A 13,358-nucleotide genomic window follows, 5' to 3' on the forward strand; every position below is an offset into this window, starting at 1 on the left:
GGGCTCACCTTACGGCTTCATACCGACCTTACTTCGATCTGGCTTCCATTGGCACCTTTGTGCACAGTAAATCCATTGGGAACAGCCTGTTGCACCAACGGCACGTGAGAGATGAGCCCCACAGCGCGCCGTTCGCCCACGATACTTTGAAGCACCTGCAGGACCTGATCGAGTGTGCCGGCGTCGTTATCGGTGTCTAGACTGCCGAAGCCTTCATCGATGAAAATAGTGTCGAGCCTGATGGCGCCGTTTGTCATTTCGACGATGTCGGACAGCCCGAGTGCTAGGGACAAGGCTGCGATGAAGGTCTCGCCGCCCGAAAGCGTGATGATCTCGCGAGCGCGGCCGGTCTCGATATCATGGACGCGAACGTCCAGTCCTCTCTTGGATCGGCCGCCAACGCTAACGGTGTCGCGCTCAAAGCGATACCGGCCACTGGTCATGGGATCGAGGCGCAGGTTCGCTGCTTCGAGAACCTGATCGAACATCGCACCGATGGCGAATGTCTCGAGACTGGTCCTCATCTCGTTCTGACCGTCGAAGGCTTCCGCAATTCCTCGCAGCGCGCCAGACGATTGCTCAAGGGCTTGAAGGTTCTCAAGCTGGTCTGCCAGACTGGTCTGCAGCTCGACAAGCGATTGGTGTTTCTGCTGAGCAGCAGCGCTCTGCTTCGCTGCCTCGTCGGCGGCGGCCTGTGCTTGCGCGCAGCTCAGACGGTAGGGTTCGAGGCTTTGCCGCTGCGCGTTGCCGACCGCGTTTCTTGCCATCGTTTCCCGCGCGCGGGCTTCAACAAGGGCGGTGTCAAAACCCGCGATTGCCTGCTCCAGTGCAGGGATCTCGGCAATGTCGGGGATCGCCGCGCGATAGTCTGCCTCGGCGATCCCAAGCTCGGTAAGGCGGGCTTCAAATGCTGATCGCTTTGCGGCGAGATCGATGCCGGTTTCGCTGACTGCGGTCGAAGCGCTTTGCAGTGCGGCTGCTGCCTTGATCGCAAGGGCATCGAGCTCGCGCTGCCTCGCGTCGGCATCGGCAAGAGCCTGCTTCCGGCTGCTCACGTCTGCGCTGGCGGTATCGATTGTGGTCTGCAGAGTGTCTTGCTGGCGCAGGTTCTCGGGGACCGATGCAATCTTCTCGTCATACGCCTGCCGGGCCAGTGCCTCTGCAGTCGTTGCCTTACCGAGCGCGTCTCGAGCCTGTTGGAGGGCCGCCGTCGCTGCCAGCTTGCGCTTGCGTGCGCCGTCCAGTTCCTCGGTGAGAAGGCCGATATCGACGTCCGGACCCAAACTGCTGATCTGGCCAAGCACGTGTTGCAGATCGCCATCGATCTCGCTCACGTCGCGCTTTGGCTCCGTGAGCCCGTCCAGAACGGCACGTTTCGCGTCGAGCGTGGCACGGGCCGAGCTGGCGGCAGCCTGGGCCTCGCGATCAGCCTTTGAAGCGGCAAGCGCAGCGCCCTGAGCATTGCGCCACGCCTTTTCGAGTGCGCCCGCATCGCCTGAATCATGCGCCGGATCGGGGTGGTCGCTGGCGCCGCAAACCGGGCAGGGGTGCCCGTCCTGCAATCGCTGGGCAAGGACGCTGGCCTGGGCTGCAAGGAAGGCGCGCTCGTGCATCTCGGCTACAGCGACCGCTTCGGTATGGCGGGCCTGTGCGTCGCGGGCGATCTTTGATGCCTTCTCGCAGGCTTCCTGCGACAATTCCAAATCTTGCGCCGCCTTTGCGAAGGCCTGTGCTGCATCTACTTCGCTCTTCAAACCATCGCGAGTTGCGTTCAGCCTCTGTCGCTCAAGACCATTGGCTTGGGCCGCCGCGAGCGCCGCCTCCTTCTCTTCGCAGAGATCAGCAGCCTGTGCCTCAGCGTCGGCGGCTTGAGAGTGAGCCTGTTTTGCTTTTTCCAGCCCTGCCTCGGCGGCTTCAAGGCCAGCCAGACGCTCGGCGGCATCCACCAGAACTTGCTTGTGGCGGTTCAGCTGGTCGATCTTGCGCGTGATGTCTTCGATCTCATGATCGCGGGAGCGGAGATCGAGCAGCGTCGCATTCGCTGCCGAAAGAGCCTCGCTTGCCTCTCGTGCTCCGACTTCAGCGTTGGCGTGCGCATCAATCGCTTCGCGGTAGCGCCTCTGGGCATCGGCAACGCTGGCGTCGAGGTCCGATATGCGCCGCGCCAAATCGGCCTGGAATCTGCGGGTTCGCATCACCTCGAAAGTCTGGCCCTGTGCCTCGAGCTGCTTGAGTGCAGCCGACGCAGCCTCGACTTCGACAAAGCGCTTTTCCTGCTCTTCAGCGGCCGCATAGGCTTTGTTGGCAACAGCGAGCACGGCCGCTGTCTCCGAGACTGCCAGCTGGGCAAATTCGTACCGTTCAAGTGCCGAGGCGATGCCGTCGGCGAGCTCGTCCGAGCTGCTGTAGCCCTCGGTTTGAAGGCGGCTTGCGTGTAAGCGGTAGCCGTCTTCGATCTCGCGTCTGATGTTCGCGGCATCGGCTTTGAGCTTTTCGGTGAGCCGGCGGTACAGAGAGACGTCGAACAGCTCCCGCAGAATCTCGAGCCGGTCCTTGCTGTTCGACACTAGGAAACGCTCGAACCTCCCTTGCGGCAACAGGACAATCTGGCGGAACTGTTGTGCGCCATAGCCGAGAAGACCTTCGACGTGGCTGAGGACGGCGCCGACCTTCTTTTCTGCGATCGGAACGCCCGAGTTATCCGGACCGACATCATCGATTGCGACGTCCGATACGTCGAACAGCCAGGCAGCGTGTGGCTTCATGGTGTGACCCTCGCCTCGCGCCTTCGGCCGTGCCTGGTCAGGTTGACGCCTGACATAATATCGCTTGGAGCCCAGTTCGAATTGCAGGCTCACTTCGGTCAGCAGATCCTCAGGCGCAAAGTCAGAGCGCATCGTACCGATGCCTTGCTCCTCCTTTGCCCCCTCGCCAAACAGGGCGAAAGAAATCGCGCTGAAGATCGACGACTTTCCTGATCCGGTTGGACCGTAAATCCCGAAAAGGCCGGCATCCGTCGCCTCGCGGAAATCAATCGTCTCCGCGCCGCCATAGGGACCGAAAGCGCTGAGGGTGAGCTTGATGGGCCTCATGCTTCTTCCTCCATCGTAGCGAAGGATTGCAGCGTGGAGGCCACAATCTGCCCTTCCGCCTCCGACAGGGGCTCACCACGGATGAACTCGAGGAATGCGGAGGAGAGCGTCTGCGGGTCATCAATGGCAGCGCGCTGCTCCTCGAGGCGGAGCTCTGCTGGTCGCTCGTTGCGCTCGTAGGAGAGCTGAACGGCATTGGGATAGAATGCCCTGATCCTTTTCATCGGGTCGATCTGCGGGGCGTCGTCCGTAAGAACGACGCGGATGATGTCGTTGGACACTTCCGTGGCCGCGAGCAGCTCGAGCAGCTTGCCTCGGATGGTTCTCACCTGACGCAGCGGCCGCAGCGGCACTTCGGCCACCGTGACAGTGCCGTCGGCCGCAAGGTCGATCAGGCTGACCGACTTCTGCTGACCTTCCTCATCGAACCCGAATGCCAAAGGTGCGCCGGAATAACGGATGTGACCCAGTCCCACCGGTTGCGGGCGGTGAAGGTGCCCAAGGGCCACATAGTGCGCGCCCTCAAAGGCGGCCGCCGATACCGTCTCAATCCCGCCGACCATGCGCGTGAGCGGACGCTCGCTTTCGCTGGTTGCTGCGCCGTCGACAAAGGTATGGGCCACGACAACCCAACGCATTCCCTCGGCCACGTGCTTGCGAGCGCTGGCAAGCTGGGCCCGGATGACATCTGCCGGGCAGGCGATGCCGTCGTCTTCGAAGCACATGCGGGCGGCGTATTCGAAGGCAAAGGGCAGGGCGGAAATGGCCACGGGCCCATGCGCATCGGAAACCACGAGCGGTCGCTCATCTTCATCCAGTGGTCCGCGCACGATCGCCGCGCCGCCATCTGCAAGAACGCCCATCGCACCGATTTGTGCGGCGGAATCGTGGTTGCCCGCGATGATAACGATCGCCGCATCGGACGCTGCACGCACGGTTGTGAGAAACTGCGAGAGGCGGGTTATCGCGTTCTGCGGCGGGTTCGCCCGGTCAAAAATGTCGCCGGCGATGATCACGACATCGGGGCGTTCATCATCGATCACCGCGAGGATCTGGACGAGAATGTGGTCATGGTCTTCATCGAGGGACAGGCCATGAAATTGGCGGCCCAGATGCCAGTCGCTGGTGTGCAAGATGCGCATTATTCTGTCCTCGAATCCAAGTGCATATAAAATTTATATAGACGTGCGGCAGCTCGTCAAGTAGGGTTCGGACATGGACGATCCTGCACTCAAGCCAGCAATGCTCGCCCGCCTGGTCTATCTCGACCGGTGCCTCACATGGCGCGGGCAGGTGAACCGGAAGGACCTGATCGAGCGTTTCGGGATTTCGTCTCCGCAGGCGGCAATCGATCTGAGGGAATATCTCGAGCGGGTTGCAGAGCCGAAGCCTCGTTATGACACGGTCCGAAAGTGTTATGTTGCCAACCCCCACCATCGCGGCCTGCCTTTTATGGAGGATGCAGGCTCGCCGGATGAGTTTGTCGGCCATCCCACATCGAGCGGCCTTTCTATTCTTCCATCACCGGCCCGGCAGTGCCCCCCATTTGTGATGCGTCGCCTATGGCAGGCGGTCGAGCAGCGGCAGAAGATCGAGATCGGCTATGTGTCAATGTCGAGTGGGCTGCGTCAGAACCAATGGATCGCACCGGCGCATTTTGCCTCCGACGGCGAGCGCCTGCACGTTCGGGCGTGGAGTTTCCACCACCGCGAATGGCGCGATTATGTTCCGGTTCGGGTCCATCCCGATAGCACCTTCGATGTGGCACCGGTCGGCGAAGACGTTCCGCGCGATGCTGACTGGGAAGAGTTCGTTGAAGTCCGGCTTCGGCCGCTGAGCAGCCTTACAGAAGAGCAGCAGGCCGCTGTCCGGTTGGAATATGGGTTCACGCAGGAAGTTCTGAGCTTCGAGGTCCGCAAGTCGCTCGAATTCTATGTCGAGCGACGCTGGGGGCTAAAACAGGCGGGTGCGCGATTGGAGCGCTGTTAGCCATCCCGGGCGAGGGGAGTCTGCTGCCACAAGGAAAGGAAATGGCCATGGTTGGAAACACGACCGTCGATCCGCTGGCATGGGCATCGGCGGTGACAAAGCCCGAGATTGACGCTGTCAGGAACCCGCGAACTGGGCATGTGCTCAATGTCCGCCGGTTGATCCGGGCATTCCGGTATGAGCGCGCAATTCTGCTACGCCAAAGACTTAAGGCGCTCGTCAAACGTGAGGAAGCACGCTTCGTCTGCGCGACGTGCGGTGTTCCGGTCTATTTGGCTTGCAGCACGACCAAGCGGTTCTTCTTTCGGCATCGCCATGAAAATGGCTCGTGTCCGGCTGTCACGCGGACGGATCTGAGCGAAGCCGATATCAGGGCCATGAAGTACCGCGGCGCCCAGGAGAGCAGCGCGCACAAGCGGGTCAAGGAACTTCTTCTGCGGAGCCTCTCGGCCGATCCACGGTTCAAGGATGTGGCCTCAGAAAGGACCTGGAGAGCGAGCGAAGGTCTCTGCGGCCTCCGCCGACCTGACGTTTCGGCGCGGACAGACACCCACAGACTGGCCTTTGAGGTGCAGCTGAGCACAACCTTCATGGACGTCGTGCTGAGCCGGAAGGAGTTCTATCGTGCCGAAGGGGCTGCGCTCGTCTGGGTATTGCCGTACTTCCATCCGAGCTATCGTCGCATGACCGTTGACGACATCCTCTTCGGGAACAACTCCAATATCTTCGTTGTCGATGAAACCACGGCAGCAGCGTCCGAGGCGGCAGGGGCCTTCATCATGACATGCTGGTACCGCAAACCGTTCCTTCAGGGCGATGACATCGTCGATGAGTGGGTTGAGCGAATGGTCCGGTGGGATGAGGTCATGGTTGATGTGAACAGCCAGACCATCATCGTCTTCGACTATGCCCAGGAGGTAGCAAGGCTCCGCGAAGAACTCAGAGCAGCCCACTTGGAAAGGATCGCAGCTATCGAGGCCGCCGCAAGGCAGGCCCTAGAAGACCGGGAGAACGAGCTGAGCGAGCAAGTGCTTCGGTTCGTTCTCAATGCCACACGCGATGACGATGACATGCCTCGAAATCAGGAATGGGCTCTCCTCAATGACCGCCTTCGTTCCATGGGATACGGTCTGGACGGGGAATACCCGGACTTGCTTACGGCTACGCGCATCGTCCATCTCATCGAGAGCGCAAGGGCGGGAAGGCCGGTTGGCTTCGGCTACAAGAGCTTCGCTGAGCTAGGCCATCATCTCATCCACCAGCATCCCGAGCTGCTTCTCGCTTTCGGCCACATGCTACGCAGGTTTGGAACAAAAGAGGCGCTGTATCGCGACGATCGAACAGGAAAGCTGAAGGCAAAGCTTGAGGCTGTGCGGGCCGACCTACTCCATGACCCGAAATACAGGATGGCAGAGGATGAGGAGCGTTTGTGCGCGTTTCTTTCCATGGGAGCATCTCGAAAGGCACGACCCGGCAACGACAATCGCGACCAGCAAGGACGCGAGGCGGCATAAGCTGACCACTGCCAGCACAGGACACGACTAATGGGATTTCTTGCGCTCGTCTCAGCTGCAACCTTTGTCTGCACGCCCGTTGCCGTCTGGGATGGAGATGGCCCGATCTGGTGCAAGGAGGGGCCGAAGATCCGGATCGCCGGCATCGCAGCCCGCGAAATGGATGGGACCTGCTCGCGAGGGCACCCATGCCCGTCGTCTTCTGCAGTGGCGGCCAGAGATGCCTTGGTTCGTTTGCTAGGTGGACCGAAGGGCCAGCGCGACACCGGTCACATCATCGTGCGAGCGCCAGCGATGCGATGTACAGCGGACGGGCAGAGCTATGGCCGTGTCGTTGCCAGTTGCAGGCTTTCAGATGGTCGAGACCTCGCTCAAGCTATGCTGGCCACCAAGACGGTTTTGCGTTGGCGTTGAGGCTGCATGCTCGTCATGCTTTTTGCGGAAGGCCGCTGACCTGTTTCATCAATCGATTTCGTGGTTTATGCAGTCCTGAATTGGAGGAATCCTGTAAACCGTGCAGATAATCGACAACATCAACGTTCTGCTCGGGGACGCGCTCAAGAAAGACATCAAGCGCGGCCAGCGGCTCCGCATTGCCGCATCAAGCTTCTCCATTTTCGCGTTCGAGGCTCTGCGCAAGGAGCTTCAGCAGATCGAAGAGCTGCAATTTCTGTTCACCGAGCAGACGTTCACTGCCGAGCGTGCGACAGACGGAAAGACGCGTGAGCGCCGCGAGTTCTTCATCCCGAAATCCAAAAGGGTTGCCGGTCTCTCCGGGACGGAGTTCGAGATTCAGCTCCGCAACCGGCTGACCCAGCGTGCGATCGCGCGTGAGTGCGCTGAGTGGATTCGGAAGAAGGCGCGCTTCAAGTCCAATGCGTCCTCGGCCCCAATGCAGCAGTTCCTTGCGGTTGACGGTGCGCCGGCCAGCGTCGCCTACATGCCGCTGTCTGGCTTCACGGCAGTCGACTTGGGCTATGCTCAGGGCAACGCTGTGTCGAATTTCGTGAACCGCTTCGACGAGGCGATGCACACCCAGAGCTACATCCAGCTCTTCGACACCATCTGGTCCGACCCGTCGCGCGTGGAAGACGTCACCGAGGCGATCTGCGACCACATCGCCTCGGTCTATCGGGAGAATTCCCCCGAACGCGTCTATTTCATCATGCTCTACAATATCTTCCATGCATTTCTGGAGGATATCGACGAGGACGTGCTGCCCAATGACCGGACGGGCTATCAGGAGAGCCTCGTCTGGCAGAAGCTGTTCAACTACCAGCGTGATGCGGCAACCGGGATCATCAACAAGCTCGAGACCTTCAACGGCTGCATCCTGGCGGACAGCGTCGGTTTGGGGAAGACCTTCACCGCCCTGGCGGTGATCAAGTACTACGAGCTGCGCAATCGCTCGGTTCTCGTGCTGTGTCCGAAGAAGCTGACCGATAACTGGCTGAACTATAACACCAACCTGAAAACCAATCCGTTCGCCCGGGATCGGTTCAATTATGACGTCCTGTGCCACACGGACTTGTCTCGCACCTCGGGCTCATCGAACGGCATTCCGCTCAACCGGGTGAACTGGGGCAACTACGATCTGGTGGTGATCGACGAGTCCCACAATTTCCGGAACAACGATGCGTTCAAGGAGAAAGAGACCCGTTACCAGAAACTCATGAACCAGGTCATCCGGGCCGGCGTGAAGACGAAAGTGCTGATGCTGTCCGCGACACCCGTGAACAACCGGTTCAATGATCTGCGCAACCAGCTGGCCCTGGCCTATGAGGGTCACTCAGACACGCTGTCGGAGAAGCTGAATACCACCGCCAGCGTCGAGGAGATCTTCCGCCGGGCACAGGCTGCCTTCAATCGCTGGTCCAAACTGCCGCCCGAGCAAAGGACCGCGGAGACGATCCTGACAGAACTCGATTTCGATTTCTTCGAGCTGCTCGACAGCGTGACGATCGCCCGGTCACGCAAGCATATCACGACCTTCTACGACATGACCGACATCGGCCATTTCCCGCAGCGCCTGAAGCCATTGTCTTTCCGGCCGCCGCTGACCGATGTGCCTGGCGCCATGGACCTCAACGAGATTGTTGCGCAGCTGACGCTGCTCAAGCTCTCGGTCTATGCGCCAACCAGCTACATCCTGCCGAGCCGCCTTGCCAAGTATGAGGCGCTCTACGACACGGATGTGTCGAGCGGTGGTGGGAAGCTGCGGCAAGCTGACCGCGACAAGAGCCTGCAGGCCCTGATGACGGTCAACCTGCTGAAGCGCCTTGAAAGCTCAATCCATGCATTCCGGCTGACCTTGGGCTCATTGGCGGACAACATCCGCAAGACGCTGGAGGTGGTTGAGGACTACCGCTCAGGCCGCAGCGCCAGTTCTATCGTCGACTATGCTGACGACATCGAAACACTCGAGGCTGAAGACGATGAGTTGGAGGGTTTCGGGGCCTACCGTGTCGGCGGCAAGGTCCGGATCGATCTTGCGGACATGGACGTGCCCGGCTTCGCACATGATCTTGAAGCAGATCTCGCCCTGATCGATGCCCTTCTGGGTGAGATGACCCGCATCACGCCTGACCATGACAAGAAGCTTCAGCATCTGAAGAGCCTGATCGGCGAGAAGCTGGACCGGCCGATCAACCCAGGCAACCGCAAGGTGATCATCTTCACCGCCTTCGCTGACACGGCGCACTACCTCTATGACCAGATCGCCGCGGAGATGTTGGCGCAGCACCGCCTTCACACCGGGCGCGTGACAGGGTCGGACGCCCCAAAATCCACGCTCGGCAAGGGATATGACTTCCAGACGCTGCTCACCCTTTTCTCGCCGCGCTCAAAGGAGAAGGCGGCCATCATGCCCGATGAGCCGGGTGAGATCGACATTCTGATCGCCACCGACTGCATCTCGGAAGGCCAGAACCTGCAGGACTGCGACTTCCTTGTGAACTACGACATTCACTGGAACCCCGTCCGGATCATCCAGCGGTTCGGGCGGATCGACCGCATTGGCTCGCCCAATGCGCAGATCCAGCTGGCGAATTACTGGCCGGACATCACCCTCGACGATTACATCAAGCTCAAGGAGCGCGTCGAAAACCGCATGATCATCGCCGACGTCACCGCGACCGGCGATGACAATGTGCTGACCGCCAAGGCCAGCGACACGGCCTATCGCCGCGAACAGCTGCGCCGGCTGCAGGAAGAGGTCATCGAGCTCGAGGATGTCCGCACCGGCATTTCGATCACGGACCTGGGGCTGAACGATTTCCGCATGGACCTGCTCAACTACGTGAAAGAGCACGGCGACCTCGCTTCGACACCCAAGGGGCTTCATGCGGTGGTCCCGGCTGAACCCGCCAAGGGGCTGAAGCCCGGCATTATCTTCGCTTTGAAGGCCGTAGGGGGAGATGCCTCGACCAATCGGCAGAACCGCCTGCATCCCTACTATCTGATCTACATGGGCAATGATGGGAGTGTCGTCGCCGATCAAACCCAGGTGAAGCACCTGCTCGATCTGGTACGGACTGCGGCCAAGGGTGTGACAGCCCCGGTTCCGCCAGCATTCCGGCCCTTCAATGCCCGAACGGCCGATGGACAGGATATGAGCGCGCCGTCCCAGCTGCTCAACGCCGCAATCCGCGCCATGATCGACGCCAAGGAGGAGCGGGACCTCGACAGCCTGTTCTCGGCCGGTGCCACCACTGCGCTCTCCCACACCATCCGCGGTCTTGAGGACTTTGAACTGATCGCCTTCGTGGTTGTGGAGCAGGCAGAGGCCGGAGCTGCTTTGTGACCCTCTATGCGTGGCCGCCGCGAACGGCATTTGGCCGCGCGATCCCGAAAAGCCGGATATACGGCGCCGCGCAGGTTCCGCGCGCGATGCAGGCCAAATTCGTCGATAAGGTCGAGCGCATGGAGTGGACCCACGTGCTTCGTGCGGATCGGTTGAATCTACGACCGTCGGCAGACGTCGAGGAAATAGCCGTCATCGCGATCGACCTGCATACGCCGGACGTCGAACCGGCAGTTCTGGTGGCGATCGAGAAGGCCATTCCGCGGCCCTTGATCCTCGAGCTCAACAATGCCGGACGCACTCGGATGGCAATGGCGTGGAAGCGCCCAAGCCAGGCGGAGGCGGGCAAGTGGGTCACCGCAACGCACGCCTTCACCGCTTGGGAAGCGGGGGACGCACCGCGTCAGGCTCTGCCCACCGCGCTGGACATGGGCACGCTCTATGCGCGGCTGCTCGAGCCCATGCTACCGCCAAAGCGAAGCGACGACGAGCCGATTGCAGCGCGTGTGGCCCGGGCGGAAGAGGCCGCACAGGTCGAACGCGAGATCACGCGCCTTGAAAATGCTCTGGCTAGGGAAAAGCAGTTCAACCGCAAGGTTGAGGTCAACGCGGCGCTTCGGGCGGCGAGAGCAAAGCTCAAGGCACTCCAGGCCTGACTGGCGTAGAGAATTGTTGCGTTTTTTCGTAACATGTGTATAATTGCGTCCAACACCTTCCACTTCGGGGGTTGGAGTCGGTTCGAATCCGGCGGCTGCACTAGTCCTGATTGCCCTTCTTTCAATCTTTCGCTTCCTTGGAAGCAAGTTTTTTAAGGAGAAGGCTATGGGCAAAAAACTGAAGAATTCTATTTCGAAAGTCCGTGTAGTTAATCGTTGCTGTGCAGATCTGGTCAAGTTCGTCCCTCATTTAATTGAGACTGTGTGGGCGGTTGGGGCTGGTGTAGCCGCATCGGTGGTATCCACCTCCACCCATTGAGCGGGCAGCCCAACGGCTGCCCGCTCCTCATTTGCCCATCAAGTGCCGCTGTCTGTTCGACAAAAGCCATCGTGGCCGCTAGGAATTCCGGCCATGGACAAGATGAAAATGCACAGCCCGGACCTGTCTCAGGAAAACATTACCAAGATCCGCGCCCTTTTTCCTGATTGCGTGACAGAGGCCGCCGACGAGCAGGGCAACATCCGGCTCGCCGTTGACTTCGATCAGCTGCGCCAGACGCTTTCGGATCACATCGTGGAAGGCCCGCAAGAGCGTTATCGGCTCGACTGGCCCGGCAAGCGCGAAGCACTCCTCACCGCCAATGCTCCGATCGCCAAGACCCTCCGCCCCTGCCGCGAGGAGAGCGTGGACTTTGACACCACCCAGAACCTCTTCATCGAAGGCGACAACCTCGATGCCCTGAAGCTCTTGCAAGAGAGCTACCTGGGAAAAGTGAAGATGATCTACATCGATCCCCCATACAACACGGGGAACGATTTCATATATGACGATGATTTTTCAGAGAATTCTGACACCTTTCTACTTCGATCCAATCAATCGGATGAGCAGGGTGGACGCTTGGTAGCAAACACGGACAGCAACGGCAGGTTTCATTCCGACTGGCTGACCATGATCTATGCTCGCCTGAAAATCGCGAAGAAACTTCTTAGTGATCAGGGTGTTATCTTCATCAGCATAGATGATGGTGAGGTCCATAACACGAGGGCCATTTGCAACGAAGTTTTCGGTACAGAGAATTTCGTCGAATGCTTTGTCTGGAAAAAAAGTTATGGAGGGGGGCCGAAGGAAAAGTACGCGGTAACTCAACATGAATACGTACTAATGTTCGCAAAAGACATATCTTCATTACCCCCGTTTTCTCTCCCGTATGACCCGAAAAAGGTCGAGAGGTATTATAAAGGTAGAGATTCAAAATATTCTGTTCGAGGCCCGTATCGCTTGAAGCCCTTGGAGGCGACTAAGAGTATGGATGCGCGCCCAAACCTCGTCTACGATGTTATCCTCAATGACGGCGAGGTCGTTAAGCCAAAAAGGCAATGGCTTTGGTCAAAGGAAAGAGTGCTAACGGCGCTGGCCAATGATGAGGTTATTGTTTCTGGGTCTGGTTCCGACAAAACACTGAATTACAAGCAGTATCTTCGCGATGAAAATGGAGTCGAGAGGGGTGAGAAACCTTTCAGTGTGATCGACGGAATTTATACTCAGCATGGGACAGAGAACCTTTCGTCCCATTTTTCTGGGAAGGTATTGCTTCAATTTCCGAAGCCTATCGATCTCATTAGAAATTTTATTACATTCTCTATTGGGGATACGGATAATCCGATTATTCTAGATTTCTTCGCAGGTAGCGGGACTACAGCGGAGGCTTGTTGGGCAATGGCGAGCGCTCTCGGGCGCAATATCCGTTGGATTTCCGTGCAGATCCCAGATGGATGCGAAGCTGGTTCCACTGCTGAAAAGGCAGGCTTCTCGACCATTGCCGAAATCTCGAAAGAGCGCATACGCCGTGCCGGCAATAAGGTCCTGGAAGGCGAATGCCATGAGGGTTGGAACCGAGACGTCGGCTTTCGCGTGTTGAAGATCGACAGCTCGAATATGACTAACGTCTTCTATCGTCCCGATGAACTACGCCAGGACGAGCTCTTTGGGCAAGTCGACAGCGTGAAGCCCGATCGCACCGGCGAGGACCTGCTGTTCCAGGTGCTGATCGACTGGGGCGTGGAGCTGACCCTGCCGATCAACCGCGAAGCCCTGCACGGGAAGACCGTTTACTCGGTGGATGGCAATGCGCTGATCGCCTGTTTCGACACCGGCGTCACCGATGAGTTGGTGAAGGAAATCGCCGCCCGCGCGCCACTGCGCGCCGTGTTCCGGGACACCAGCTTTGCCCGCGATGCTGATCGTATCAACGCCGAGCAGCTCTTCCGCCAGCTCTCGCCGGGCACCGAACTGAAGGCCATCTGA

General features: G+C 59.3%; 7 protein-coding genes. 5 read left to right on the forward strand and 2 right to left on the reverse strand.

What is annotated here, in order from left to right:
* Positions 1 to 17: 17 nt before the first annotated feature.
* Both Q0071_RS15815 and Q0071_RS15820 read right to left on the reverse strand, forming a co-directional pair.
* Entirely contained in the window at positions 18 to 3,092 is a 3,075-nt protein-coding gene (locus Q0071_RS15815) for an SMC family ATPase (RefSeq protein WP_298171510.1), read from the reverse strand.
* Positions 3,089 to 4,234: an exonuclease SbcCD subunit D gene (locus Q0071_RS15820; protein WP_072383923.1), complete on the reverse strand. Its 1,146-nt coding sequence runs from the start codon at positions 4,232 to 4,234 to the stop codon at positions 3,089 to 3,091. Before Q0071_RS15820 ends, Q0071_RS15815 begins: the two co-directional genes overlap by 4 nt.
* A 73-nt stretch (positions 4,235 to 4,307) precedes the next feature.
* Here Q0071_RS15820 and Q0071_RS15825 point away from each other — a divergent pair, with 73 nt between their 5' ends.
* From Q0071_RS15825 to Q0071_RS15850, 5 genes are all read left to right on the forward strand, one after another.
* On the forward strand, positions 4,308 to 5,081 hold the full coding sequence (locus Q0071_RS15825; RefSeq protein ID WP_072383924.1) for a hypothetical protein: 774 nt from the start codon (positions 4,308 to 4,310) through the stop codon (positions 5,079 to 5,081).
* Positions 5,082 to 5,122: 41 nt separating this feature from the next.
* Complete coding sequence (locus tag Q0071_RS15830) at positions 5,123 to 6,595, forward strand: DUF6035 family protein (protein WP_298171513.1); 1,473 nt, start codon at positions 5,123 to 5,125, stop codon at positions 6,593 to 6,595.
* Between the two features lie 514 nt (positions 6,596 to 7,109).
* Entirely contained in the window at positions 7,110 to 10,397 is a 3,288-nt protein-coding gene (locus tag Q0071_RS15840; RefSeq protein ID WP_298171516.1) for a helicase-related protein, read from the forward strand.
* A complete protein-coding gene (locus Q0071_RS15845; protein ID WP_298171519.1) occupies positions 10,394 to 11,053 on the forward strand; it encodes a DUF4391 domain-containing protein in 660 nt (219 codons plus the stop codon). The genes Q0071_RS15840 and Q0071_RS15845 overlap by 4 nt, the downstream gene beginning before the upstream one ends.
* Positions 11,054 to 11,465: 412 nt before the next feature.
* A complete protein-coding gene (locus Q0071_RS15850) occupies positions 11,466 to 13,358 on the forward strand; it encodes a site-specific DNA-methyltransferase (RefSeq protein WP_298171522.1) in 1,893 nt (630 codons plus the stop codon).

Origin of the sequence: Novosphingobium sp., from assembly GCF_027486195.1 — a bacterium.
Lineage (GTDB): Bacteria > Pseudomonadota > Alphaproteobacteria > Sphingomonadales > Sphingomonadaceae > Novosphingobium.